Annotated in this window: 25 protein-coding genes; 17 read left to right on the plus strand and 8 right to left on the minus strand. The window is 64.7% G+C overall.

All coding sequences use genetic code 11. The annotated features are described in order from the left end of the window. Positions 1-112 precede the first annotated feature (112 nt). Both FJ957_RS10255 and FJ957_RS10260 read left to right on the plus strand, forming a co-directional pair. On the plus strand, positions 113-457 hold the full coding sequence (locus FJ957_RS10255) for an SH3 domain-containing protein (protein WP_181180538.1): 345 nt from the start codon (positions 113-115) through the stop codon (positions 455-457). A 414-nt stretch (positions 458-871) separates the two neighbouring features. Beyond that, entirely contained in the window at positions 872-1,297 is a 426-nt protein-coding gene (locus FJ957_RS10260; protein ID WP_027164827.1) for a MucR family transcriptional regulator, read from the plus strand. 81 nt (positions 1,298-1,378) lie between these two features. On the opposite strand, the gene FJ957_RS10265 is transcribed toward FJ957_RS10260, so the two are convergent. Together FJ957_RS10265 and FJ957_RS10270 are read right to left on the minus strand one after the other, a co-directional pair. Further along, positions 1,379-1,807, minus strand: coding sequence for a SufE family protein (locus FJ957_RS10265; RefSeq protein WP_140831001.1), 429 nt, complete (start codon positions 1,805-1,807; stop codon positions 1,379-1,381). 319 nt (positions 1,808-2,126) lie between these two features. Then, positions 2,127-2,522 carry a DUF5330 domain-containing protein gene (locus FJ957_RS10270; RefSeq protein ID WP_140831003.1) on the minus strand — a complete coding sequence of 132 codons (396 nt, stop codon included), beginning with the start codon at positions 2,520-2,522 and terminating at the stop codon, positions 2,127-2,129. 556 nt (positions 2,523-3,078) lie between these two features. On the opposite strand from FJ957_RS10270, the gene FJ957_RS10275 reads away from it, so the two are divergent. The 3 genes from FJ957_RS10275 (at position 3,079) to FJ957_RS10285 (ending at position 6,002) form a co-directional block, all read left to right on the plus strand. Next, on the plus strand, positions 3,079-4,815 hold the full coding sequence (locus FJ957_RS10275) for a PAS domain-containing sensor histidine kinase (protein ID WP_140831864.1): 1,737 nt from the start codon (positions 3,079-3,081) through the stop codon (positions 4,813-4,815). Beyond that, the gene (locus FJ957_RS10280; RefSeq protein ID WP_140831005.1) at positions 4,790-5,581 is read left to right on the plus strand and encodes a peptidoglycan-binding domain-containing protein; all 792 of its coding nucleotides are present in this window, start codon (positions 4,790-4,792) and stop codon (positions 5,579-5,581) included. Before FJ957_RS10275 ends, FJ957_RS10280 begins: the two co-directional genes overlap by 26 nt. Positions 5,582-5,654: 73 nt before the next feature. Further along, positions 5,655-6,002, plus strand: coding sequence for a DUF1491 family protein (locus tag FJ957_RS10285; protein WP_140831007.1), 348 nt, complete (start codon positions 5,655-5,657; stop codon positions 6,000-6,002). Between the two features lie 5 nt (positions 6,003-6,007). Here the strand turns inward: FJ957_RS10285 and FJ957_RS10290 are convergent, their stop codons facing one another. The 5 genes from FJ957_RS10290 to FJ957_RS10315 form a co-directional block, all read right to left on the minus strand. Further along, entirely contained in the window at positions 6,008-7,006 is a 999-nt protein-coding gene (locus FJ957_RS10290) for a DUF2336 domain-containing protein (RefSeq protein WP_140831009.1), read from the minus strand. A gap of 398 nt (positions 7,007-7,404) precedes the next feature. Beyond that, entirely contained in the window at positions 7,405-7,953 is a 549-nt protein-coding gene (locus FJ957_RS10300; protein WP_140831013.1) for a DUF1254 domain-containing protein, read from the minus strand. Continuing rightward, a complete protein-coding gene (locus FJ957_RS10305) occupies positions 7,946-8,530 on the minus strand; it encodes a DUF1214 domain-containing protein (protein ID WP_140643545.1) in 585 nt (194 codons plus the stop codon). The genes FJ957_RS10300 and FJ957_RS10305 overlap by 8 nt, the downstream gene beginning before the upstream one ends. Before the next feature lie 80 nt (positions 8,531-8,610). Beyond that, positions 8,611-10,767, minus strand: coding sequence for a penicillin-binding protein 1A (locus tag FJ957_RS10310; RefSeq protein ID WP_140831015.1), 2,157 nt, complete (start codon positions 10,765-10,767; stop codon positions 8,611-8,613). 165 nt (positions 10,768-10,932) lie between these two features. Further along, positions 10,933-11,571 carry a TetR/AcrR family transcriptional regulator gene (locus FJ957_RS10315; protein ID WP_140831017.1) on the minus strand — a complete coding sequence of 213 codons (639 nt, stop codon included), beginning with the start codon at positions 11,569-11,571 and terminating at the stop codon, positions 10,933-10,935. 111 nt (positions 11,572-11,682) lie between these two features. Here FJ957_RS10315 and FJ957_RS10320 point away from each other — a divergent pair, with 111 nt between their 5' ends. The 3 genes from FJ957_RS10320 (at position 11,683) to FJ957_RS10330 (ending at position 16,206) form a co-directional block, all read left to right on the plus strand. Continuing rightward, positions 11,683-14,094: an FAD-dependent oxidoreductase gene (locus FJ957_RS10320; protein ID WP_140831019.1), complete on the plus strand. Its 2,412-nt coding sequence runs from the start codon at positions 11,683-11,685 to the stop codon at positions 14,092-14,094. 12 nt (positions 14,095-14,106) lie between these two features. Then, positions 14,107-15,660, plus strand: coding sequence for a trimethylamine methyltransferase family protein (locus tag FJ957_RS10325; RefSeq protein ID WP_140831021.1), 1,554 nt, complete (start codon positions 14,107-14,109; stop codon positions 15,658-15,660). A 138-nt stretch (positions 15,661-15,798) separates the two neighbouring features. Next, a complete protein-coding gene (locus FJ957_RS10330; protein WP_140831023.1) occupies positions 15,799-16,206 on the plus strand; it encodes a DUF3168 domain-containing protein in 408 nt (135 codons plus the stop codon). A 14-nt stretch (positions 16,207-16,220) separates the two neighbouring features. Here the strand turns inward: FJ957_RS10330 and FJ957_RS10335 are convergent, their stop codons facing one another. Then, positions 16,221-16,607, minus strand: coding sequence for an ester cyclase (locus tag FJ957_RS10335; protein ID WP_181177638.1), 387 nt, complete (start codon positions 16,605-16,607; stop codon positions 16,221-16,223). Between the two features lie 352 nt (positions 16,608-16,959). Here FJ957_RS10335 and FJ957_RS10340 point away from each other — a divergent pair, with 352 nt between their 5' ends. The 9 genes from FJ957_RS10340 (at position 16,960) to FJ957_RS10380 (ending at position 25,786) form a co-directional block, all read left to right on the plus strand. Next, complete coding sequence (locus FJ957_RS10340; RefSeq protein ID WP_140831025.1) at positions 16,960-17,259, plus strand: hypothetical protein; 300 nt, start codon at positions 16,960-16,962, stop codon at positions 17,257-17,259. 63 nt (positions 17,260-17,322) lie between these two features. Beyond that, complete coding sequence (locus tag FJ957_RS10345) at positions 17,323-17,988, plus strand: response regulator transcription factor (protein WP_027164846.1); 666 nt, start codon at positions 17,323-17,325, stop codon at positions 17,986-17,988. After that, complete coding sequence (locus tag FJ957_RS10350; protein ID WP_140831027.1) at positions 17,972-19,399, plus strand: ATP-binding protein; 1,428 nt, start codon at positions 17,972-17,974, stop codon at positions 19,397-19,399. Before FJ957_RS10345 ends, FJ957_RS10350 begins: the two co-directional genes overlap by 17 nt. A 128-nt stretch (positions 19,400-19,527) precedes the next feature. Further along, positions 19,528-19,965: a hypothetical protein gene (locus FJ957_RS10355; protein ID WP_140643565.1), complete on the plus strand. Its 438-nt coding sequence runs from the start codon at positions 19,528-19,530 to the stop codon at positions 19,963-19,965. 104 nt (positions 19,966-20,069) lie between these two features. Further along, positions 20,070-21,206, plus strand: coding sequence for a c-type cytochrome biogenesis protein CcmI (gene ccmI / locus FJ957_RS10360; RefSeq protein ID WP_140831029.1), 1,137 nt, complete (start codon positions 20,070-20,072; stop codon positions 21,204-21,206). Between the two features lie 4 nt (positions 21,207-21,210). Continuing rightward, entirely contained in the window at positions 21,211-21,651 is a 441-nt protein-coding gene (gene ccmE, locus FJ957_RS10365) for a cytochrome c maturation protein CcmE (protein ID WP_140831031.1), read from the plus strand. After that, complete coding sequence (locus FJ957_RS10370; protein ID WP_140831033.1) at positions 21,651-23,636, plus strand: heme lyase CcmF/NrfE family subunit; 1,986 nt, start codon at positions 21,651-21,653, stop codon at positions 23,634-23,636. The genes ccmE and FJ957_RS10370 overlap by 1 nt, the downstream gene beginning before the upstream one ends. Further along, positions 23,633-24,097 (plus strand): cytochrome c-type biogenesis protein, encoded by a 465-nt coding sequence (locus FJ957_RS10375; RefSeq protein ID WP_140831035.1) that lies wholly within the window; start codon positions 23,633-23,635, stop codon positions 24,095-24,097. Before FJ957_RS10370 ends, FJ957_RS10375 begins: the two co-directional genes overlap by 4 nt. A gap of 132 nt (positions 24,098-24,229) precedes the next feature. Next, the gene (locus FJ957_RS10380; protein ID WP_140831036.1) at positions 24,230-25,786 is read left to right on the plus strand and encodes a Do family serine endopeptidase; all 1,557 of its coding nucleotides are present in this window, start codon (positions 24,230-24,232) and stop codon (positions 25,784-25,786) included. Positions 25,787-26,054: the final 268 nt, after the last annotated feature.

Consider the following 26,054-nt stretch of genomic DNA (forward strand, 5'->3'; position numbering starts at 1 on the left):
CTTGAATGACGAATGAACACGCCGCTCAGCGGCGGTTCAAGGGGCGTGGCTCAAGGTGGTCCATAGAAGCTAAGTCGAAGGGGGAAAGATGAAATCCTGTGTTTCTACCGCAATGTCTGTCGCCGTCCTCGTGGCAGGCCTGGCTTTTTCCAGTCAGTCTCATGCAACCGTCTTTGCCGCCTGGCAAGTGGCGGGCGTGCCGTTCGGCGACACGCTCAATGCACGAAAGTATCCGTCCAACGCATCGCAAAAGCAGGCCGCCTATCCGAACGGCACCCCGTTGCAGATGACCGGCCGCTGCACCGGCGGTGTGAACCTGCTCGATATCGCCCGCCAGCCGCAATGGAAACAGCGCCAGGCGATCCGCTATCGCTGGTGCGAGATATGGCACGACCCGGCGCAAAATGGCCATTTCGTCACCGGCTGGGTCTACGGCAAATATATCGCGCCTCACTAGAAGGTATCGTTCACCCAGGGTTCCGGATCGGCAGGGCGGCGTCCTTGCGCCTTGTTGCGCCGCAGGATTTGTCGCGCCGGCGCGACAGGCATCCAAGCATTGGCCAAGCATTGAACGCCGTGTCGAGCAGCGATCGGATGTCTAACACGCGGATGACGTAACGTCACGGCATGCTGGTCTGGCCAGAAAAATCTCGCGAAGTTACACGGCGCACGAATTTTTGAAGCTGAATCAGCAATATTTGATGAATATCGGCGAATATAAGTCAATATGCGAATTGACTTACTTGCAATGCGGCCTCATTAAGATGAGGCGATGCGAATCGCAGGCTTTCCTGCACGAAATTCGCGCGATGCCCGATCCTACAAAAAGGGCGCAGTTTTAGAAACAAACTCTCGTTGGGGCCTTAGCACTATGGAAATCGTCGAAACACCTTCGAAAAACGGTGATGCGCTGATCGAGCTGACCGCCGATGTCGTCGCCGCCTATGTCAGCAACAACCCGGTGCCGGTTGGGGAACTGCCGAACCTTATCGCCGACGTCCATGCCGCGTTGGGTCGCGTCGGCGGCTCGCCGGAGCAGCCGTCGGCCGAGAAGCAGAAGCCGGCCGTCAATCCGAAGCGCTCCGTCCATGACGACTACATCGTCTGTCTCGAGGACGGCAAGAAGTTCAAGTCGCTGAAGCGGCACCTGATGACCCACTACAATCTCACGCCGGAAGAGTACCGTGAGAAGTGGGGCCTGGATGCCAACTATCCGATGGTCGCCCCCAATTACGCGGCCGCCCGCTCGCAGCTCGCCAAGAAGATGGGTCTGGGCCGCAAGCGCAAGGGCCGTTGATTGGTCTCAGTTCGTCAAGCAGCTCGACGGCGCCCTTGCGGCGCCGTTTTGCTTTTCTTGATGGGAGCGATATCGGCCGGATCAGGCCGTCTGCTTCAGCGCCGCTTCGGCGTCGCGCTTGATGCGCTTGACCATCGAACGCAGGCCGTTGGCGCGCTGTGGCGACAGATGCTCGTCGAGGCCGAGTTCCTTCAGGGTCGCTTCGGCGTCCGTGTTCTGGATTTCGCTTGCACGCCTGCCTGAAAACAGCGCCAGCATGATGGCGACGAGACCGCGCACGATATGGGCATCCGAATCGCCCTGGAAGCCAATCACCGGATCGGCGCCCGCTCCTTGCTCGGTGGTGAGCCACACCTGGCTCACACAGCCAGGCACCTTGTTCGCGGCCGTGCGCTCCGCCTCGGGAAAGGCCGGCAGGCCCTCGCCGAGCTCGATCACATAGCGATAGCGGTCCTCCCACTCGTCGAGCAGGGAAAAGTCGTCGCGGATGGTCTGGATCGAGGTGGCCATTGATCCGCATATAGTGGCCCGGCCCGGCCGCGTCACGGAAAAAGAAAGACGCCGCGGGCGTCGAGAGGTCGGACGGGCCCGCGGCGTTAGAGCAATTCCAGGAAAAGTGCGTAGCGGTTTTCCGTCCGGAATTGCGCCGAAACCAAAGACAGAGCAATTCCAGGAAAAGTGCGTAGCGGTTTTCCGTCCGGAATTGCGCCGAAACCAAAGAGAGAGCAATTCCAGGAAAAGTGCGTAGCGGTCAGGCTCGGCGACTTCGCCGTAGCCCTCCGCCCGGAATTGCGCCAAACCAAGAGCCGGGCGAACGGCTGGAAAGAATTCAGTTTTTGGCGGTCAGCATCACTGGAATGTTGACTTTGGCGGGCAGCACGATGTCTTCGGCGACGCTGCCGGTGGTCGTGACGGAACCATCCGCGACCTTCGTCTCGGACGCGCCTGCCTGCCCGGGCTGTTGCTGGTCGTCGATCATGGCAGCGGCGATCTTGGCCGTTTCCTTGGCGCGAACGGTGATGGTGTACATGGCCGATTTGCCGGTTTCGCAGACATCGGGCTTGCGCTCGCAGAGCTCGGCAATGTCGCCGACCGCCTCGCGCGCCGCAAACAGCGCCTGGATCGGTCCGACGCTCTGCTGGCCGTCCTGGCCCGGGCCGACGCCGAGCGGCAGCGCCAGCAGCACCAGCGAAAACCAGAAAGCCATCCTGATCAGAAAGCCCATCTTACTTGCCTCTCATCCGGGATGGAATGATGCATCCATCCGTGACGGATCATGCATCCATCGGCATGACCTCTTTTCTGGGCACGACAATGGCACGGTCACGCAAAGGACGGCTTGCATCGAAGCCGCGAATTTTCCTCAAATTTTAGGCAAATTCGAAAGGAATTGGTTTTGAAACGGACTTGCCTCGAATCTCATCGGCAACATTAACTTTACGATAACCATATATCATATTGTAATTACTCGATTTTATACCCGACAGAGATTAGCCGCGTCAAGTTTAGGCTCGTTTTGGCACAGGCCTCGCGGATAACCCGCCGTTTACCATGGCGGCAACTCGGTGCGCTTTGTGGGGTCGGCATCGCAATATTTGTCCTGGGGCGGTCGCCGGCTTCGCCAGCCTTATCCATTCCTTAAACGCTGGATGCGAGTTTCAAGCCAATTGATGAGTCACCTGCCAGGCAGGCTTTTTTTTCGACCGGGTACGTGTGCGTTGAGTTCGATTTCAGCCAGATACGTTCAATTGCCTGGCGCGGTTGCCGCCGGCTGCGAGCGCATGGTTCACCCGACCGTGACGGGTGAGGCCGAACGACTGCGCCAGCGTCGCTTCATCGGCGTCATGCTCGCCGCGCCCTTCCTTGCCGCGGGTGCGGCTGTCACGCTCGTCACCGCGAGTCTCGGCGCGGCTGTCACGGTAGCGGCGATCTTTGCTGCTTTTGGCCTGTGCTGGTTCGCAGCGCTTCTGGTGGCCGCCACCGGCCACATGGCGCTTGCCGGCCGCATGGCGGTCGCGCTCGGCGGCCTCGCCCTTGCCGGCGCCGTCGCGGCGGCGGGCGGATTGGCCTCGCCGGCAGCACTCCTTGCCGTCGCATTGCCGGTCGAAACCTGGTGGGTCTCGGGATCGCAGCGCGCTGCGCTGTGGGGCGCGGTTGCGGCGCTTGCCGCTATCGTGCTGCAGCCCTTCGCCGGGCAAATCCTGCCGCTCGGCGAAATCGCCACCTGGCATTGGCTGCTGCCGTTGGCCTGGGCGCTGACGCTGGTGCCGCGGGCCGCCGCCTTCGCCAACCCGGCCGGTTTGCGGCTGGCTCAGCCTGCCGGCGATCGTCTCGAGGACGTCATCGACGCTGTCGTGCTGCGCGCCGGCCGCCAGGGCGAAGTGCTCGACGCGTCCGCCCGGGCGCGTTCGACCCTCAAATTGGCGCCGGAGCTCCTGCTCGGCACCGGCCTTTTCGATCGCGTCCATCTTTCCGACCGCGTCGCCTATCTCACCGCTTTGGCCGACATGCGCGAGGACGCGCCGAAGCGCCGGCTTGATCTGCGCATCCGCTTGCCGCGCGAGGGTTCCGGCGCGACCGACAATTTCCGCCCGTTCAGCCTCGATCTGCTGCGCGGCGAAGTCGACCGCGACGTCTTCACTCTGGTCCTGCGCGAAAACGACGACGTCGCGGCACTTCGCGACGAGCTTGCGGAAGCCAGAGAGGCCGCTGCGGCCGCCGAAGTGGCCAAGGGCCGCTTCCTGGCGGTGGTCAGCCACGAGCTGCGCACGCCGCTCAACGCCATCATCGGCTTTTCCGACATGCTGCTGCATGAGATGTTCGGCGCCTTCAAGGATCCGCGCCAGAAGGAATATGTCGGCCTGGTCAGGGATTCCGGCCAGCATCTCCTGTCCGTCGTCACCTCGATCCTCGACGTCTCGCGCATCGAGGCGGGCGCCTATGCGACCGAGCTGGAGCCGTTCCGCTTCGTCGAGGCCGTCGACATGTGCCGCTCGATGATGCGGCCGCTGGCCGACGCCAAGAGCATAATTCTTGCCACGCAGATCGCCCCGGATGCGGGCGAGATCAATGCCGACCGCCGGGCGGTCCAGCAGATCCTGATCAATCTCGCTTCGAACGCCGTAAAGTTCACGCCCGATGGCGGCAGCGTGGTGATCGGCGCCAAGCGTGTCGGCTCGCACCTGCATTTCTGGGTGAGCGACACCGGCATCGGCATCGCCGAGGAGGACATGGCCAATCTCGGCAAGCCGTTCATGCAGATCCAGAACGACTACACGCGCCGTTTCGAGGGAACCGGGCTCGGCCTGTCGCTGGTCAAGGGCCTGGTGGCGCTGCACGAGGGCACGATGTCGATCGAGAGCGCGCCCGGTGAGGGCACCACAGTGACGATCGGCCTGCCGGTGAACGGGCCGAAGCGGCGTTCCGGTGCGCCATCCGGCGTGCTGGCCATGCCGGCGGCCAAGCCGAAGGGGGATGCAGATGGGGACAGCAATGGCTCGCTCCGCAAAACGGCCTAAGGTGGTCGAACCAGAGCGCGGCGCCCTTGCCGAGGGCGCTGTTGCCGTCGGTCAGCTGATCGCGAGCAATCCGGTCCTGGTCGGCGGCTCGACCGCTTTCCTGGTGACGCTGTTCTACGTCTCGGCCAATGCGCTCTGGTATCAGCCCTTTCCGCATACCGGCGCCTTCTTCGCCACCCGGACCATCGTGAATTTCCCGCATACCGTCTCCGACGAACCGGAAACCACCATCAACATCGTGCGCCAGGCGCCGGCGCAGCCGGTGGCCAAGCCGGATCCGGTCGTCCAGCAGGTGCAGGGCATTCTGAAGGACCTCAACTTCTACGACGGCACCGTCGATGGTCTCACCGGGCCGGCCACGCGCAAGGCCATCCAGGCCTATCAGTTGAAAGTCGGGCTGCCGGGGTCGGGCGAGATCGACACGGCGCTGCTCGACCAGCTTGGCACCCGCCAGACCACGGCGGCCATCCCGCATCCGGCGCCGCGGCCGGCCGGCGCGGCAGCCGCGACGCCGTCGGCCAAGCCGTCGGCAATTCCGGTCTCGGCCCCGGCCGATGACCCGACATTATCTCCCGACGCCCGCATCGTCAGGATCCAGGCCGGCCTGAAGGCTTTCGGCAATAGCGACATGCAGCTCGACGGCAAGGTCGGCGCCCGCACCAAGTCCGCAATCAAGGAATTCCAGGCCCTCTTCGGCCTTCCCGAGACTGGCGAGCCAGACGAGGCCGTCTATGTCAAGATGCGCGAGATCGGCCTGACGAACTGAGCGGCGGCGCCCGATCATTTCGGTTCCTTCATTCTTGCTGTAAGGAACCGCGCATGACATCCGGAACCTTGCCATGCGCGTAACTGCCGATCTCTGGGTCTCGGCCCTTGTGCGTCGCGTCTTCGGCGCCGGCGGCTTTGCCGCCATCGTCAAGCGCGGAGCGACAGAGGCCGGCGCTGTCTTCGTGCTGTCGCGAGGTCGGATGGGAGAGGTGGCCCTTTATGGGCCGGCGCCGCAGACGAGCTACGATTCGGCCAAGCCCGATGACCGGTTCTTCACCGCGCTCGGTACGAGCGACGATGGCTCGGCTTTCGATGCGCGGCTGGAGCGGGAGAAGAAATTCGATCCCGACATCTGGGTGGTCGAGATCGAGGGCGGGACCGTTCCCGTCGAAGAGCTTCTTTCCGTGAAGGCGGATTAACCGCGTCAGGAGGCCTTGAGGCCGGCGCTCGCCTCGTCGCTGTTCGAGGCTTCGCGGCTTTCGGTTTCTACTGCATTGCCGCGGATCGCCCGCGAATGGGTCTCGGCCTTCCAGGCGCGGACCTTGTCCAGCGCCGCCTCGCGATGCAGCAACCGGTAGCGGTCGAGGAACAGGCGGATCGCCTGCGGATGCGGGAACTCGCCGGGATAGACCGCGACCGCGATCAGGAATGCCCTGTCTTCGCCGAGGTCGAGAGCCCGCAACGCCGCAAGCAGGGCGGCATAGCTCGATTGCCCGGTCACCGAGCGGGCCGTCGCGAAGTCGATATCCAGCGCGTCGGCAAGCGCGGTCTGGAAGAAGGCCGCGTTCCCCGTCAGCGCCGTCTCGCGCAGTTTCACATAGGCCGGCTGGGCGAGGAAGGTATTGACGTCGGCGCTGTCACCGGTCGGGCACATCATCGACCGCAGGCGCCGCCGCGCATTCTCCTCTGCATGGCCGGGCGCGGGACGGTCGGCGTCCGCCTTGGCCATGACCTCCGGTTTCGGCGCAAGCCTCGTGACCGTCTCGGGCGGCTGCGTCATGACCAGCGTCGGTCTTTCCAGCGCGCGGATCAGGTCGGCGATCGTCGGGTTGAGTTCCTTGCGGCGCGCGATGGCGCGCGCGTGCGGCAGCCCGTGCCGGCCGATCAGCGCGATGAGGTCGACGTCGCTCAGCGCCTTGGAGCGGGTGAGCAGGGGGGCTGCGGTCTCGACCGGCTCTTCGGCCAGTCGCCTGACCAGCGCGGCCGGCGCATATTCGCATTCGGAAAGGGCAGCGGCGACATAGCGGCGCGACTCGACAGAAACCTCGTCGAACAGCGGCAGCGTCAGATCCTCGAGCTGGGCGATCTCGCGGCGCGAGGGGCGCGTCAGCGAGCAGAAGGCCGACACGGCGGCGCGGAACAGCCTTTCGGCCTTTCCAGCTTCGGTCCGGATAGCGATTTGCCTGAAATCCGAAGATGACACGGAGGATACGCCCGACACTCGACACAATGCTGAGCCGCGCAATCCGGCCGGGCCGGTTTCGCAACTCCAGGAAAAACAAACATCAAATTAGCCGCGATCCGTTAGCGCTCCGTTAACCCTCTACACTCCTTAATCAACTTTGGAGGCGTTGCGTTATGCTCCGGTCAAACCGAGAGGGAATGCGCGAACCATGGGCATGGTCCTGTCTTTTGTGCCGCGAGCGGCACCTGTAAATCGAGCAAGTCACGACACCACGACGGCGGCAGCGGTCATCATTTTCCCCGGCGTCCGCTATGAGTTGCATCCGCAGGCCGGTGAGGCACGGCCCGGCGAGAGCGGCCCCGACAGGCCGGGCTCCTCGCCACCTGCCAAGCCGCATCACTGATCGGGCGCCTTTCTCAGTAATCCTGCAATTCGCAGGCGCTCTGCTCGAGGAAGCGTGACACAATCGGCTTCCAGCTCTCGTCCGGCACGAAGGCGCGGACGACGAAGATGCCTTCATCGATCGGCGCCTCGACGAAGATCGCGCCCTGCAGATCCTCCGGAAGGTCGCGCCGCACGTCGATCATCTGCGCCGGCGTCAGCACGATGGCATCGAGTTTTTCGCCATTGGCGTTGTGATCGTTGAAGGAATAGATGTTGTGGCCGCTGCGGTCATAGACCGAGGCCGACCAGAACGGCACGTCGCCGGGCGCTCTGATCCTGACCAGTCCGTCCGTGAGATTGAATCGGCAGGCGGCGGCATAAAACAGCGGATCGACCGATTTCACCACCGGCGCGCCGCCGGCCTCGGCGTCGAGCCGCGTCATCTTGTAGAGGTCCGAAGCCATCGCCAGCCGCGACCAGGCATCGCGTTCGGAAAATTCCGGCACCAGGAACAGCACCACGATGTGTACGATGCCGGCGCCGAGCAGGCCGAGGATGAGGGCGTGCAGCAGGCTACGCATTGCAGCCCGCCTTCAGGATGCGCGGCAGCGTGACGTCCGAGAGGCCGGTGCTCGAGGCGATCGGCGTGTCGTAGAAGGTCAGCACGAAATACATCTTGCCGGAGCCGCCGGTCAGCAGCCAGTTGCCGGGAGCCGGGCGATTGCCGACGGAAATGACGACGGAATTGTCGGGCTGGCGCAGCACTTCGTAGGATTGCAGCGCCGACTGCCTCGGCTTGCCGGTGTCGATCACGCCAAGCGACTGGTCGGCGGCGTAGAGCGTCCAGAAGCGGGCAGTGGGATAACCGCCCTCGATCGTGTAGGCGCATTCGCGTTTCAGCGGCTCGCCCGCGTCGTCGCGCTCGGCCACGAAGGCAAGCCCCTCGGCCTGGCCGAGTGCCAGCACGCCCTCGCGCGCCACGCGCGCCTTGGAATAGGGGTCGGCCGCCAGCGTCCCGACTTCGGGGAAGGCAGTCCATTGGCCGATGCGGATCGCCCCGACGCCGTCCTGCGCGTTGAGCGCATACCAGACGCTGTAGCCGCCAAGCCCGATGGCCATGGCAAGCGAAAGCAGCGTCAGGATGGCGTTCTTGAGCATGAGAGCCGCAAACAGAGGAGGTTGCCCGGGATATCGCGGCGCGGGGTGCCGTGGCAAGCCGGCTTCGCGCCAGCGCGGTCCTAAAGCGCCGAAAGCGTCTCCGGCAGGCTGGGGGCGCCCAGCACGGGCGCGGCCTGGAACGCCTTGCTCATTTCCCGCAGCGTCTGGCTGGTGCGGCTGGAAAGCACCGGCGGGCGTTCGGCCTCGGCCTGCGCCGCCGCCGCGTCGGCTTCCTTCTTCGCCGCTTCCTCGGCCTTGGCCGCGACTTCCGGGTCGACCCACGGATGATCGATGCCCGGGATCGGCTTCAGGTCGATGTTCTGATGGGCGTAGACCATCAGCCGCTGCCAGACCATCGCCGGCAGCGAACCGCCGGTCATTTTGTTGGTCGGCGTGAAGTCGTCATTGCCGAGCCAGACGGCGGCGGTGTAGTTGCCGGTGAAGCCGACAAACCAGGCGTCGCGATAGGATTGCGTCGTGCCGGTCTTGCCGGCGACGACAATGTTCGGAAGCTGGGCGCGTCTCGCGGTGCCTATAACCGGCACCGCCGCCAGCATGGCGTTCATGTATTTCAGCGCCTTTTCCGACAGCACGCGGTGCAGCGGCGCAGCATCCTTGGCCCAGTCATAGACCACCTCGCCGGTGCGGGTGACCAGTTGGGTGATGCCGTGGCGCGAGCCAACGAAACCGTTTTGCGCAAAGACGCTGTAGCCGGTCGCCTGGTCCATCACCGTCATGCCGGAGGTGCCGAGCACCATGGTCTTGTGCGCTTCCAGCGGCGATTCGACGCCCATCGATTCGGCCATCGCCTTGATCGGGCCGATGCCGAGATAATCCTTGGCGAGCCGCACCGGCACCGTGTTGATCGACTTGGCGATCGCCGTGAGCAGCGTCACGTTGCCGGCCGACCCGCCGCTGTAATTGTGAGGCGACCAGTTGCCCCAGCTGACGGCGCCGCCGGAAACCACCGAGTCCGGCGTGAAACCGTGCTCCATCGCTGTGGCGTAGACATACGGTTTGAAGGATGAACCCGTCTGGCGCAGAGCCTTGGTGGCGCGGTTGAACTGGCTGGTGCCATAATCGCGGCCGCCGACGATGGCCCGCACCGCGCCGTTGGTTTCGATGACCACCACGGCGCCTTCGGTGACGTTATATTCCTTGCCGAACTGGCGAAGATGGAACTCGACGGATTCCTCGGCCGCCTTCTGGATGTTGGCGTCGAAAGTGGTGTGGGCGACCAGCGAGTGCTGGCCTGGCTTGGCGATCTTCTTCACCTCGTCGAAGGCCCAGTCGAGGAAATAATCCGGGCTCTTCTGCTCGCCACGATCGACGACGTTGGCCGGATGCAGCCGAGCCTGCAGCACCTGGCCCTCGGTCATGAAGCCGGCATCGACAAGGTTGGACAGCACGACATTGGCGCGGGCACGGGCCGCCGGCAGGTTGATGTGCGGGGCGTATTTGGTCGGCGCCTTGAACAGCCCGGCCAGCATCGCCGCCTCGGCAAGGCTCAGGTCCTTGACGCTCTTGCCGAAATAGAAATCCGCCGCCGCCTCGATGCCGAAGGTGCCGCCGCCCATATAGGCGCGGTCGAGATAGAGTTGCAGGATCTCTTTCTTGGAAAGATTCGCTTCCAGCCATAGCGACAGGAAAGCTTCCTTGATCTTGCGCTCGAAGGTGCGCTCGTTCGACAGGAACAGGTTTTTGGCGAGCTGCTGCGTGATGCTGGAGCCGCCCTGGACCACGGAATTGGCGCGCACATTCTCGAAGATCGCGCGCGACAGGCCCAGCACATCGATGCCGTAATGGTCGAAGAAGCGCCGATCCTCGGTCGCCAGCACTGCCTTGATGACGATGTCCGGCATCTCGTCTACCGGCACGGAATCGCGCTGGATGATGCCGCGCTGGCCGATCTCGTTGCCGTAGCGATCGAGGAAGGTGACGGCGAAGTCGCCCTGGCTGCGCCAGTCGCCGGTGGTGATGTCGAAGGCGGGCATGGCGAGCGCGAGCAGCACCACGAAGCCGCCGGCGCCCATGGTGAAACCTTCGCTCAGCAACTCGATGATGGCGCGGCGCCAGCCATGCACCCGGAAACGGCGGGAAAAGATGGTCGCCGCTTCCCAGAATTCGCGGGCCTTGAAGCTGATCTCATAGAGCGAGGAATCGAGCCATGCGTCGACGCCGAGCAGCGCCGAAGCGACCCGGCCTCTTCTCTTGCTTGGTTTCGAAGGACTTGCCATTCCAGACTTCCGCCCCAACGCACTTTCGCCTGGAAACTGCATGGCAGTTTCGGGCGCCTCCCCCACAAGACTAATCGACCATTTTAGCGTCGCTCACAAGGGCAGCGAGGCAACAGCACAAGCTTTGTTGATTGGTGGCGCCCTGGCCGTGGACGGCGGACTATATCACCGCGCCGCGATGAAGCGCATGAAATGCGCCACATCCGCCTCGGTCGGCTCCTGGCCGGTGAAGGAGCGCAGATAGGCGGCGAGATGGCTGACCCGCGCCTCCACCGGTTCCTTGAGGTCGAGCACATAATAGCCGATCTGCATGTAATAGAGGACGCGGGCGCGGATGAAGGCGTCCTCGCCGTCATAGCCGTGCCGGCGGTACATGTCGCGGATGGCGCTGAGGCGCTCGCCGTCGGCCCGGTCGATCATGCGCCGCACGTCGTCCGAGCGCCTGGCCCATTCGCGGACGGCGAAATCGAGCCTGGGATCGAACAGGCGCTCGTCGGCCCAGCATTCAAAGACGTTCATCACGCCCATGATGATGGTGTCCGCCGGCCGGCGGGCACGCTCGACGATCGCCGTGGTGTTGGTGTCGTGCCAATGCGCAAGCAACTGGTCGAGCAGGTCCTGCCGGCTGTTGAAATACCAGTAGAAGCTCGAGCGAGACACGCCGAGTTTCTGGCCGAGCGTCAGCACGCGCACGCTCTCGATACCGTCTGAAATCAGCGTCTGCAGCGCAAGATTGATCCAGTCGGCGCGGGTCACCTTGATGTTGCCGGGCGCCGGCTCGTCCTGGGAAGCGGTCATGGTCATGACCGAACAAGTGGCACGGCGCGGAGTGGCGCGCAAGTTCTGGACAGAAGTGTCTAGACACATGTGTACAGGATATGTATCTTAAGAGCCTCCAACGAGAGGGAGAGGCTCGTGAAATCGCATTATCGGGCAGTCGTCATCGGGGGAGGCGTGGTCGGCGCCTCGGTGCTCTACCATCTCACGCGGTTTGGCTGGAGCGACGTCGCGCTGATCGAGCGCGCCGAGCTGACGGCTGGCTCGACCTGGCATGCGGCCGCCGGCTTCCACGCGCTCAACGCCGATCCCAATGTCGCGGCGCTGCAGGACTATACGATCAAACTCTACCGCGAGATCGAGGCCGAGTCCGGCCAGAATGCCGGCCTGCACATGACCGGCGGCGTCAACATGGCGAGCGACCCGCAGCGCTGGGAATGGCTGAAATCGGCCTGGGCGGTGTTTCAGTCGGTCGGCATCGAGACTGCCCAACTGGTGACGCCCGAGGAGATCAAGGAGATCTGCCCGATCGTCGATGTCAGCGACGTGCTCGGCGGCCTCTATGATTCCAACGAGGGCCATCTCGATCCCTATGGCACCACGCACGCCTATGCTGGCGCTGCCAGAAAGCGCGGCGCCGATGTGATCCTGCGCAACCGCGTCATCGAGCTGAAACAACGCGCCGATGGCGGCTGGGACGTGGTCACCGAAAACGGCACGATCGTTGCTGAGCATGTCGTCAATGCCGGCGGCCTGTGGGCCAAGCAGGTTGGGCTGATGGCCGGCGTCGACCTGCCGGTGACGCCGATGGAGCATCATTATTTCGTCACCGAGGACATTCCCGAAGTCGCCGCCCTCGACAAGGAGCTCGGCCTCGCCGTCGATCTCGACGGCTTCTCCTATCTGCGTCAGGAGCGCAAAGGCGTGCTGCTCGGCGTCTACGAGCAGAACCCGAAACACTGGAACATGGACGGCGCGCCCTGGGATTACGGCATCGAGCTGATCCCCGAGGACATCGATCGCATCAGCCCGGAGCTCTCCAGGGCCTATCAGCGCTTTCCCTGCCTGGCGAAGGCCGGCATCCGCAAATGGGTGAACGGCGCCTTCACCTTCACGCCGGACGGCAATCCGCTGGTCGGCCCTGTCAGGGGGCTGAAGAACTACTGGGTCGCCTGCGGCGTCATGGCCGGCTTCAGCCAGGGCGGCGGCGTCGGCAAGTCGCTGGCCGAGTGGATGATCCACGGCGAGCCGCAAGCCGACATCTTCGGCATGGACATCGCCCGCTACGGCGCCTTCGCCGCCAACCGCGAGTATCTGCGGCAGACCACGGGCCAGTTTTATGCCCGCCGCTTCGTCATGACCTTCCCCAACGAGCGCCTGCCGGCCGGCCGGCCGCTGAAGCGTCCGGGCGCCTATGACGGCATGAGCGCCGCCGGCTCGGAATGGACGGCGTCGTGGGGCCTGGAGATTCCGGCTTATTTCGCGCCGATGGGTTTCCGCGAGGAGACGACGCTGAAGCGCTCCAACGCTTTCGAGATTGTCGGCGACGAGGTGCTGCAGGTCCGCCGCGCCGCCGGCCTCGTCGATACCACGGCCTTCTCGCGCTATGCCGTGTCGGGCGCCGGCGCCGAGGCCTGGCTCGACCGGTTGCTCGCCTGCCGGCTGCCGAAGCCCGGCCGCGCGAAGCTGGCGCCGATGCTTGGGTCCGACGGCCGGCTGAAGGGCGATCTCACCGTGCTCAACTGGGGCGGCGGAGAATACTGGATCATGGGCTCCTATTATTTGCGCGAATTCCACATGCGCTGGTTCGAGGCGCACATCGCCGAAGGCGTCTCCATCGCCGACATCTCGGACGCCATGTCCGGCTTCCTTGTCACTGGTCCGAACGCACGCCGGATCGTCGAACGCACCACCCATCAGGACATCTCTGCGGCAGCCTTGCCGTTCATGGCTTGCGGCGCGTTCGACATCGGCATGGCACGCGCCCGGGTCGCACGGCTGTCCATTGCCGGCGAGCTCGGCTTCGAGATCAACTGCCCGGCCACCCTGCATTCGAGCCTGCGTGAGACGCTGCTTGCCGCCGGCGAGGACCTCGGCCTCGCCGAGATCGGCTATTACGCGCTGAATTCGCTCAGGCTGGAAAAGAGTTTCGGCATCTGGTCGCGCGAATTCACGCAAGGCTACACACCCGGCCAGACCGGGCTCGACCGCTTCATCGCCTTCGACAAGGGCGATTTCATTGGCCGCGAAGCGGCGCTGAAAGAGCGTGAGGCCGGTGTTTCCAGGCGTATCGTGACGCTGGAGGTCGACGCTGTCGACGCCGATGCCAGCGGCTTCGAGCCGGTCTGGTCCAAGGGCCGGCGCATCGGCTTCGTCACTTCCGGCGGCTACGGCTACACGCTCGGCAAGAGCGTCGCCCTGGCGTTGCTCGATGACGATTTCGCCGGGGAGGGCACCGAGCTTTCCGTACACATTGTCGGGGTCGAACGGCCGGCGCGCGTCATCGCGGCCTCGCCCTACGACGCTGAAGGCAAGGCGATGCGGCAATGAGGAGGAACCGCCATGATTGACGAGGCCGCACGTGATCTCAGGCGCGAGCGCCGGCGGGGACGCACCGGCGAGGCGGGCAGCGAGTCTAGCCGGCATCCGAATTATCGGTCGCTGAAGAACCCCTTCCTGCCGCAGCCGATCTTTTCCGACGACCAGGTCGCCGCGATCCACGCTACCGCGCTGCGCGTGCTGGAGGAGCTCGGCATCAAGGTGCTGCTGCCCGAGGCCCGCGCCATCTACGCCAGGGCCGGCGCATTGGTCGACGAAGACAGCCAGATGGTCAGGATCGGCCGCGACATGGTCGAGGCAGCACTTGCCGCGGCGCCGCGCGCGATTCCCGCCCTTGGCGGCGACCGCTCGCGGGATCTGATGCTCGAGCTCGGCTCGATGACCTTCCTGGCCGGCTCCGGCGCCCCGAACGTCACCGATCTCGAGCGCGGCCGCCGGCCGGGCACGCTCCAGGCCTTCGAGGAATTCATCAAGCTGATCCAGCATTTCGACGTGCTGCATATGCTCGGCCCCTGCGTCGAGCCGCAGGACGTCGACACGCGCTTTCGCCACTATGCCACCGGCCGGGCGCAACTGACGCTGTCCGACAAGGTGCCCTTCGTCTTTGCCCGCGGCACGCCTCAGGTCGAGGACAGTTTCGAGATGATTCGGCTGGCGCGCGGCCTGTCCGAAGACGAGTTTGCCGGCAGCGCCCATAGCTACACGGTCATCAACACCAACTCGCCGCGCCAACTCGACATCCCGATGGCGCAGGGCATCATCGACTTCGCCCGCGCCGGCCAGATATCGATCATCACGCCCTTCTGCCTGGCAGGCGCGATGGCGCCGATCACGGTTGCCGGCGCGCTGACCTTGCAGCATGCCGAGGCGCTGGCCGGCCTCACGCTCGCGCAGATCGTGCGGCCTGGCGCGCCGGTGGTCTATGGCTCCTTCTCGTCCAATGTCGACATGAAGTCGGGCGCTCCGGCCTTCGGCACGCCGGAGCATGTCAAGGCCACGCTCGGCGCGGGCCAGCTTGCGCGTTTCACCGGTCTGCCTTGGCGCTCCGGCGGCGGCAGCGCCGCCAACGTCTCGGATGCACAGGCGGCACACGAGACGCAGTTCGCGCTGTGGGGCTCGGTGCTTGCCGGCGCAACCGTCTGCATCCACGCCGCCGGCTGGCTGGAAGGCGGCCTGAGCGTTTCCCTGGAAAAGCTGATCACCGACATCGAAGCGCTGCAGACGGTCGCTGAGCTTTGCGCCACGACGCCGGGCGATGCCGACGCTATCGGCTTCGAAGCGATCGCCGAAGTGCAGCCTGGCGGCCATTTCTTCTCGGCCGCGCACACGATGGCGCGCTACCGCACCGCCTTCTACGAGCCGGTGGTGGCCGACTGGTCGAATTTCGGCAACTGGACACAATCCGGCTCGAAGACCGCGACGGAGCGCGCGACCGGTATCTGGAGGCGGATTCTTTCCGATTTCCAGCCGCCGGCCTCCGCTGCCGCCACCGCGGGCGTGCTCGACGAGTTCATTGCCAAGCGGACCGAGGAGGGTGGCGCGGCGCCGGTCTCATGATTTGACGAAAACGTAATAAATTCGAGACCTTCGCCCTTCACGCTATAGTCAAGACGATTCGCGATCTGGCATCGGATCGCGAGCGCGGCTACGTTGTCGGGCCGCGGCACGGAGACATGTGTTGGCGATGGACGGTAGATGACGGCGCCCGGCGATCTGATGCAGGCCTTGTTCCTGAGGCTGAAGACCGATGCGTCGCTATCGGCGCTGCTCGGCGGCGCTGGCCTGCTCGAACAGGCGAACGACAAGGCCGCCTTTCCACACGTGACCTACGGCCGTACCAGTGCCTTCGACCTGGACACCGGCGCCGACAACGATGGCGACCAACTGATCACCTTGCACGTCTGGTCGAAAGCTCAAGGCGAGGTCGAGACACGCCTCATCATGGACAGCATCAAGGCGCGCCTCGATGGCGCAGCACTTTCCATCGGCTCGCGCGGTCAGACGCGCCTGTCGCTGGAATTCGCCGAGGCGCGCTATGACGAGGACCTTGCGGTCCATCATGGATTGCTGCGCTTCCACGCCTTGACGCAGGAAGACGCCTGAGAGGCTGGCGGACCTCAGAGCTGCGCCTGGATGGCGGCCTTGTCGATGACCGACCACACCTCGCGAATCCGTCGGTCGTGGAATTCGTAGAAGACGTTCTCTGCGAAGGAAACCCGCCTTCCGTGGACCGGCAGGCCGAACAGCACGCCCTTGGGCCGGCAGTCGAAATGCAGTCGCGCCGCCACGCGCGGCGGCTCCGAAATCAGGAACTCGATGTTGAAACGCAGGTCGGGAATGGCCTCGAAATCGCCTTCCAGCATGCGGCGATAACCCGAAAGCCCGATCGTCTCGCCATTATACTGCACCTCATCGCCGACGAAGCGGCCGAGATTGTCCCACTCCTGGTCGTTCAGGCAGGCGATGTAGCCCCGATAGAGATCGGCAATATCCTCGCGCATCATGGCATGCTCCATGGTCGTCCGGCGTTCCCACACCGGAGCAATTCCAGGAAAAGTGTGATCGGTTTTCCGTCCGGAATTGCGTTAAATTAGAGAGATAGGGCGGTTCGCCGTTTCCGTGAAACGGTGAAACGCACTAGCTAGGGCTGGATGGAGAATCCGCATCCGAAAAGCGTAGCGGGCCGACTGATTTTCCGGCTATGAATTTGCATCCGGAACCAGGGAGCCTCTGGCGAGTGCACTGGCGTCCACAAGAGTGCATTCATTTGTCTCGCGCAGGGGGAATGGCGGGCATGGATTTTCGATTGTTCACCGTTCATTTCACGTTCAGCCCATATGGGCTAGAACCGTGATCATGAACAACCTTGGCTCCCATGTCCGCAAAGCAGTGCTGGCGCTTGCCGCAGCCGGCCTCTTTGCGTCGCAGACGACGGCAATGCCGGTCATCGACCCGTCGGTCGACCAACCGGTCGTGCTTGCCGCCGGCGATTGCTATGCCATCGGCCAGCAGGTCGCCGCGCAGAATGGCGGCACGCTGGCCAAGGCCTCGCAGGCGACGCGGGGCGGTCAGCAGGTCTGCGTCATCGTCGTGCTGGTCCCCGGCAAGGACGGACAGCGTCCGCGCCGCTCGGAAATCGTCGTCCCGATGGGCTGACCTCACTCGTTTCCCAGGCCGGCGGAATCGGCCTATACGTCTCCCAGCAACAGGCTTCAACCCATGCGCGTGCTCGTCGTCGAGGATGACAAGGATCTCAACCGGCAGCTGGCCGACGCGCTGGTCGACGCCGGCTATGTCGTCGACCGCGCCTACGACGGCGAGGAGGGGCACTTCCTTGGTGACACCGAGCCTTACGATGCCGTGGTCCTCGATATCGGCCTGCCGCAGATGGACGGCATCAGCGTCGTCGAGCGCTGGCGCCGCGGCGACCGCAAGATGCCGGTGCTGATCCTGACAGCGCGCGACCGCTGGAGCGACAAGGTGGCCGGCATCGACGCCGGCGCCGACGACTATGTGACCAAACCCTTCCACATCGAGGAGGTGCTGGCGCGGGTGCGGGCGCTGATCCGCCGCGCGGCCGGTCATGCTTCGTCCGAGCTCACTTGCGGGCCGCTGCGCCTGGACACCAAGGCGTCCAAGGCCGACGTCAACGGCGTGCCGCTCAAACTCACCTCGCACGAGTTCCGGCTGCTCGCCTATCTGATGCATCATATGGGCGAGGTGGTGTCGCGCACCGAGCTGGTCGAGCATCTCTACGACCAGGATTTCGACCGCGATTCCAACACCATCGAGGTGTTTGTCGGCAGGCTTCGCAAGAAGATGGGCATCGACATGATCGAAACCGTGCGTGGCATGGGCTATCGCATGCGTGAGCCGGAGGCGTGACGCGGAACCGCTGAAGCCAACCACAGGCGCGCGGCTCTCGAGACTGCGGCTTTGGCCGCGCTCTCTGACCTTCCGCGTCATCGCTTTTTCCACCATCTGGGCGATCCTGACGCTGGTCGTCATCTTCACCCTCATCACCACGCTTTACCGCCAGGCCAGCGAACGCGGCTTCGACAGCCTGCTTTCGGCGCATCTGTTCAACCTGATCGGTTCCGTCGGCATTTCCGACAACGGCGCGCTGACCGGCTCGCCCGACCTCGGCGACCTGCGCTTTTCCGAGCCGAATTCCGGCTGGTACTGGTCGGTCGAGCCTGCTTCCGAAGGCGTGCATGGCGAAATCCATTCCTCCTCGATGACGACTTCACTCCTGTCGCCGAGCGTCGCTGAAGTGCCCTTCAACTCGAACTTCCAGCGCAGCTATTCGATGGAGGGCATAAAGGGCGAGCAGCTCGAAGTTTTCGAGAGCGAGTTCGTGCTGGACGCGAAGAACCGCGCCGCCCGTTTCCGCGTCATGGGCAACCACAGCGAGCTCGAGCAGGAGATCGCCAGCTTCCAGCGCCGCCTGCTCACCTATCTGTCGCTGTTCGGCGTCGGCATGATCGCCATCAACGCCATCGCCATCCTCCTAGGTCTCCAGCCTTTGCGCCGGGTCCGCAATGCGCTGGCCATGGTGCGCGAAGGCACCGCCCAGCGGCTCGACGGCAGCTTCCCGGCCGAGATCGAGCCGCTGGCCAACGAGACCAATGCGCTGATCGAGAACAACCGGCGCATCGTCGAGCGCTCGCGCACCCAGGTCGGCAACCTTGCCCATTCGCTGAAGACGCCGCTCGCCGTGCTGATCAATGAGGGCCGGGCGCTCGGCGGCGCCAAGGGCCAGTTGATCGCCGAGCAGGCGGCCTCGATGCAGAGGCAGGTCGACCACTATCTGCAGCGCGCCCGCGTCGCCGCGCAGCGCGACAGCGTCGTCTTCCGCACGCCGGTTTCGCCGCTGGTCGAGCGCATGGTGCGCGTGCTGCGGAAACTCAACCCGCAAACCAGGCTGACGCTGTCGCTGCCGCCGGCGGAGATCGTCTTTGCCGGCGAGCGCGAGGATCTCGAGGAACTGCTCGGCAATCTACTCGACAATGCGATGAAATGGGCCAAAGGCGCCGTCGCCGTGACGATCGCCACTATTTCGGGAAGCGGCAACCTGTTTGAAATCGTTATAGAGGATGACGGCCCGGGCATTCCCGAGGACAGTGCGCGGGAGGTGTTGAAGCGTGGCAAGAGACTCGACGAGACGAAGCCGGGAACAGGGCTCGGGCTCGCCATTGTCGCCGACCTCGTCAACGAGTATGGAGGCTGGCTGGCGCTGGAACGGTCCGGCATGGGCGGCTTGAGGGCGGTGGTGAGATTGCGGAGCCTTCAATGATGTTTTTTATCGATTTTCGAGCAAGGGCTGGCGGCCAAATTTCCGACAAATATCAACACTATGGGCTCGATGTCCTCCCCGATGACGCGGCCCCCAGCTCATCCCGCTCAAGAGAACCGGTTGTTGGCATGAAGATCCGCGTCGCGCTCGTTTCCGCCCTGCTCGCCGTTTCCGGCTGCACGACGCTCGGCAGGGGCGGTCCAACCTCTCCGGTCACGCCTGTTTCCACGCCGCCCGCCGGCGGCAAGGTCTCGACCGGCATCGTTTCGGCCATGAATGGCGGGCTTATCGGCGGATCGGTCGGCTCGGGCCTCAGCGATGCCGAAAAGCGCAAAGGCCTGGAAGCGGAGTACAAGGCGCTGGAATACAACACCAGTGGCCAGAAAGTGACGTGGAAGAGCGACAACTCCTCGCATTATGGCGAGGTCGTCGCCGCCCAGCCCTACCGGGTCGGCTCGCAGGATTGCCGCCAGTACACCCACACCGTCTATACCAGCGGCGCCGGCGTCACCGCGCGCGGCACCGCCTGCCGCAACGCCGATGGCAGCTGGACGCCGCTGACCTGACGGCTTTCGAACGGAATTAGGCCTGTGGCCGACGGCGCCTGCCGTCAAAGCGTCGCACGATGGTCGTGTTGGCAGGGCAGGGCTCTGCCGCTATTGGAATAGGCATGCTGTTCTGGGTCATAGCCGCAATCCTCACGCTGGGCGCCAGCCTGGCGGTGCTGTTGCCGCTCACCGGCGGCATGAAGGGCGCGTCGCCGGCTGGCGATCATGATCTCGAAGTCTATCGCGACCAGCTTTCCGAGCTCGACCGCGACATGGCGCGCGGCCTGATCCAGCCGGGCGAGGCCGAGGAGGCGCGTGCCGAGATCGGCCGCCGCATCCTGCGTCTGGGCTCGGCTGCAGAGCCGGGCGCGGCGACGCCCAGGCCCGCGCGCGGCGCCAGATGGGTCGCCAGCGTGGCCGTGCTTGCGGTTCCCCTGCTGAGCTGGGGACTCTACGGGATGCTCGGCTCTCCCGATCTGCCCTCGCAGCCGCTGGGCGAACGTCTGGCCAAGAACCCGGCCGATGCCTCGGTCGACGAACTGGTCGCCCGCGCCGAAGCCCATCTCGCCGCCAATCCGTCGGACGGCAAGGGCTGGGATGTGCTGGCGCCGATCTATCTTCGGCTGCAGCGCTTTCCTGACGCCGTGACCGCCTATCGCAACGCCATCCGCCTCGACGGCGACAGCGCCGTGCGCCAGTCGGGTCTCGGCGAGGCGATCGCCAGTGCTGCCGGCGGCATCGTTTCGGCCGACGCTCAAAGCGCCTTCGAGGCAGCCCTGAAGCTCGATCCGGCCAACGCCAAGGCGAATTTCTACTTGGGCGTCGGCCTCGCCCAGGAAGGCAGGAAGGCCGAGGCAGTTGCTGCCTGGCAAAAGATGCTCGGCCAGCTCGCGCCGGATTCGCCCTGGCGCAACGCCGTTCAGCAGGCGCTTGCCGAGGCCGGCGAACCGGCTGTCGCCGAGGCCGCGCCGGCAAACGGGCCGGACGCGCAGCAGGTGGAAGCCGCGCAACAGATGTCGCCGCAGGACCGGAAGGCGATGATCGAGACCATGGTCGCCGGGTTGGACGACAAATTGAAGCAGAATCCGCGTGACGAGGAAGGATGGATGCGGCTCATCCGTTCCTATGTCGTGCTTGGCAAGGCCGACCAGGCGCGGGCCGCGCTCGGCCGCGCTGTCGCCGCCTTCGGGGCGGACAGTGAACAGGCCAGGAAATTCACCGCCTTCGCCACCTCGCTCGGCGTAACGGCGACGGAGTAAGGCAATGACGCGCAAGCAGAAGCGATTGTCGGTGATCATGGCGGGGCTGGCTTTCCTCGGCGCCGCTGCCGGCCTCACCTTCTATGCGCTTGGACAGAAGGCCTCCTATTTCTACATGCCGGCCGATCTCGCCACGGCGAGTTTGCCGCCCGGACAACGCATCCGGCTCGGCGGTCTCGTCGAGAAGGGCACCATCGTGCGCGGCCAGGGCGCCACCGTCGCCTTCTCGGTCACCGACAAGCAGAAATCGGTCAAGGTCACCTATACCGGCATCCTGCCCGACCTGTTCCGCGAGGATCAGGGCGTCATCACCGAGGGCGCTTTCGGCCCGGACGGCGTGTTCGTCGCAGACAGCGTTTTGGCCAAGCATGACGAGCGTTACATGCCCAAGGAAGTCGCCGACGGCCTGAAGGCCAAGGGCGTCTGGCAGGAAAGCACAAATTGATGGTTGAGACCGGACATTTCGCGCTCGTGCTGGCCTTCGCTCTGTCGCTGGTGCAGATGCTGGTGCCGCTCGTCGGCGCCCGCACCGGCAATCAGCGCCTGATGGCGGTCGGCGGTCCGGTGACGGTCACCGGCTTCGCGTTGACCGCGCTGTCCTTCGCCGCCCTTGCCAGCGCCTATGCCGGCTCCGACTTCTCGGTGGCGAGCGTGTGGGAGAACTCCCATTCGCTGCAGCCGATGATCTACAAGATCACCGGCACCTGGGGGAACCACGAAGGCTCGATGCTGCTGTGGGTGCTGATCCTGACCTTCTTCGGCGCGCTGGTCGCGGTCTTCGGCAACAACCTGCCGTCAACGCTCAAGGCCAATGTGCTGGCCGTGCAGGGCATGATCGGCGCCGCCTTCTTCCTGTTCATCCTGGCGACGTCCAATCCATTCATCCGCCTCAACCCAGCGCCGATCGAGGGCCGCGACCTCAATCCGATCCTGCAGGATCTCGGCCTCGCCATCCATCCGCCGATGCTCTATCTCGGCTATGTCGGCTTCTCGATCTGCTTCTCCTTTTCGGTCGCGGCGCTGATCGAGGGGCGCATCGACGCTTCCTGGGCGCGCTGGGTGCGACCCTGGACGCTGGTCGCCTGGATGTTCCTCACCGGCGGCATCGCCATGGGTTCCTACTGGGCCTATTACGAGCTCGGCTGGGGCGGCTTCTGGTTCTGGGATCCGGTCGAGAACGCCTCCTTCATGCCCTGGCTCGCCGGCACCGCGCTGCTTCATTCGGCGATCGTCATGGAGAAGCGCTCGGCGCTGAAGATCTGGACGCTGCTGCTCGCCATCCTGACTTTCTCGCTGTCGCTGCTGGGCACTTTCCTGGTGCGTTCCGGCGTGCTAACCTCGGTGCACGCCTTCGCCACCGATCCGGCGCGCGGCGTCTTCATCCTGTGCATCTTGACGCTGTTCATCGGCGGCTCGCTGGCGCTGTTTGCGCTGCGCGCCTCGCGGCTGACGGCGGGCGGCCTGTTCCATCCGATCTCGCGCGAGGGCGCGCTGGTGCTGAACAACCTCTTTCTCACCACCGCCACGGCGACGGTGCTGGTCGGCACGCTCTACCCCCTGGCGCTGGAGGCGATCACCGGCGGCAAGATCTCTGTCGGCGCGCCGTTCTTCGACCTGACCTTCGGCCCGCTGATGCTGCCGCTGCTCGCGATCGTGCCGTTCGGCCCCTTGCTCGCCTGGAAGCGCGGCGACGTCATTGCCGCTTCGCAGCGGCTGATGGCGGCCTTCGCCCTGGCGATCGCCGCAATGCTGGTCACCGGCCTGTTCATCGACGGCGCCTCGGTCTTCGCAGCACTCGGCGTCGGCCTCGCCGTCTGGCTGGTCGCCGGCGCACTGACCGACCTTGCCGTCAAATCCGGTTTCGGTTCGGTGGCGCCGGCCGTCATGCTGCGCCGCTTCGTCGGCCTGCCGCGCTCGGTCTTCGGCACGGCGCTGGCGCATCTTGGTCTTGGGCTGACCTTGCTCGGCATCGTCGGCACGCTCTCCTTCGGCACCGAGGAAATCCTCTCCATCCATCCCGGCGAGACGGTGGAGCTCTCCGGCCATACGCTGCGCTTCGAAGGGCTCTCCCCGCAGAAAGGTCCGAATTTCACCGAGGATCGCGGCCGCTTCCTGATGATAGGCGCCGACGGCAACGCCGATGGCGCAATCACCTCCGCGAAACGCTTCTATCCGGTGCGCCAGACGGTGACGACGGAGTCCGGCATCAGGACGATTGGGTTGAGCCAGCTTTATCTGTCGCTCGGCGACGAGAACAACGACGGCTCCGTCGTCGTGCGCCTGTGGTGGAAGCCATTGGTGACGCTGATCTGGGGCGGTGGCCTGGTGATGATGGCGGGCGCGGCCATGTCGCTGCTCGACCGCCGCCTGCGCGTCGGCGCGCCGGCGAAGCGGCGCAAGCCGGCCGCGGCCTTGGCGACCCCGACGTGAAAGCAAGGTTTTCACTCGCCTCGCTGGTCCTGCTGCTGGCGCTGTTCTTCGCCGGCGCGGCCCAGGCGGTGAAGCCTGACGAAGTCTTGCAGGACCCGGCCTTGGAGGCGAGGGCGCGCGCGCTGTCCGAAGGCCTGCGCTGCATGGTCTGCCAGAACCAGTCGATCGACGAGTCCGATGCCGACCTTGCCCGGGACCTGCGCGTCCTGGTGCGCCAGCGCCTCGTCGCCGGCGACACCGACCAGCAGGTGATGGACTATATCGTTTCGCGCTATGGCGAGTTCGTGCTGCTCAAGCCGCGGTTCAGCCTGCGCAACGCGCTGTTGTGGGGCACGCCGCTGCTCCTGCTGCTCGTTGGCGGAGCCTTCATCGTCATCGGCGCCCGCTCGCGCCGTTCGACGACAGCTGCGCTTTCGGCAGAGGAACAGGCGGCTCTCGACTCGATCCTGCGCCGCGAATAGACCACGCCTGCGGTCCAACATTACAAAACTTTCATGTACCGGAAATGGCGCCGTAATGTGCGGCTCTCTAATCCTCTTGCCCGAGGATGCTTCGCCTGAGCGCATCCACGTCGATAGAGGATAAGAACCCCCATGAATAACGCCCCCAATTCATTTTCCAGCACCCGAAAGCGCCTGATGGCCGCCGTCGCTTCCCTGGCCCTTGTCGGCACGGTTGGCGCGGGCATGATCGCAACCGGCACCGCCCCCGTGCTGGCTGATGCCGTGCGCGTCGAAGCCCCGCAGATGCCGAGCTTCGCCGATGTCGTCGAGCACGTCTCGCCGGCGGTCGTCAGCGTCAAGGTCAAGGCCAAGATCCAACCGACGGCCGACAACGGCTCGGACGATCAGGACGGTTTCGACAACCTGCCTGACAATCCGCAGCTGCGCCGCTTCTTCAAGGAATTCCGCGGCTTCGGCGACCAGGGTCAGGGCGGCCAGTTCGGCATGCGCCGCTTCAACCATCGCGACCATGGCAATGGCGAGCCGCGTCCGGTCGCTCAGGGCTCGGGCTTCTTCATCTCGGAAGACGGTTATCTCGTCACCAACAACCATGTGGTTTCGGAAGGCTCGGACTTCAGTGTCGTCACCAATGACGGCAAGGAGCTTGACGCCAAGCTGATCGGCACCGATCCGCGCACCGATCTTGCCGTGCTCAAGGTCGATGGCGGGGGCAACAAGTTCACCTATGTCGACTTTGCCGACGACTCCAAGGTCCGCATCGGTGACTGGGTGGTTGCGGTCGGCAATCCCTTCGGTCTCGGCGGCACCGTCACCGCGGGTATCGTCTCGGCTCGCGGCCGTGACATCGGCGCCGGCCCCTATGACGACTTCATCCAGATCGACGCCTCGGTCAACCGCGGCAATTCGGGCGGTCCGACCTTCAACCTCAACGGCCAGGTGATCGGCATCAACACCGCTATCTTCTCGCCGTCGGGCGGCAGCGTCGGCATTGCCTTCGACATCCCGGCCTCGACCGCCAAGCAGGTCGTCCAGGACCTGATGAAGAGCGGCTCCGTCCAGCGCGGCTGGCTCGGCGTCGAGATCCAGCCGGTCACCTCCGACATCGCGGAGTCGCTCGGCCTGAAATCGGACAAGGGCGCGCTGGTCTCGAGCGCCCAGGATTCCGGTCCGGGCAAGAAGGCGGGCATCGTCGCCGGCGATGTCATCACCCAGATCGACGGCAAGGATGTCGCCTCGCCCAAGGAACTCGCCCGGATGATCGGTGCATTCGCGCCGGGCAAATCCGTCGATGTCACCGTCTGGCGCAGCGGCAAGGACGAGACGGTCAAGGTCGATCTCGGCACGCTGCCGGCAAGCGACAAGCAGGCCTCGAACGACGACAACAACAAGCAGTCGGCGCCCGCCGCCAAGGCCGACACGCTGGCCGATCTCGGCCTGACCGTCACCAAGGCGGAAAACGGCAAGGGCCTCGTGGTCACCGACGTCGATCCCGACAGCGACGCGGCCGACCGCGGCATCCAGCCCGGCGACGTCATCACCTCGATCAATTCGAACGACGTGAACACCACCGACGACGTGTCCAAGGCGATGACCGATGCCGCCAAGGCCGGCCGCAAGGCCGTGCTGATGCAGATCACCCGCGACGACTCCAACCGCTTCGTCGCGCTGCCGGTCGGCAAGGGCTGATCTTCAACTTTCAACTTTTCCCTGCGGCGGTATCAACACCCCCGAGCCGCCGCCGGGAAACATGGGGCCGAGCACGTAAGTCAGTCACCGTGTTTCGCTCCTGGCGGCAGCGGGTTTCCCATCACCCGCTGCCGCTTATCGCATGTCGCCCAAAAGTGGGTACCGGTTTTGGGATCACGGCATGCGGAACGAAATGCATGTCGCCCAAAAGTGGGTAGCGGTTTTGGGATCACGACATGCGGAACGAAATGCATGTCGCCCAAAAGTG

The sequence above is a fragment of the Mesorhizobium sp. B2-4-6 genome (genome assembly GCF_006442775.1).
GTDB lineage: Bacteria > Pseudomonadota > Alphaproteobacteria > Rhizobiales > Rhizobiaceae > Mesorhizobium.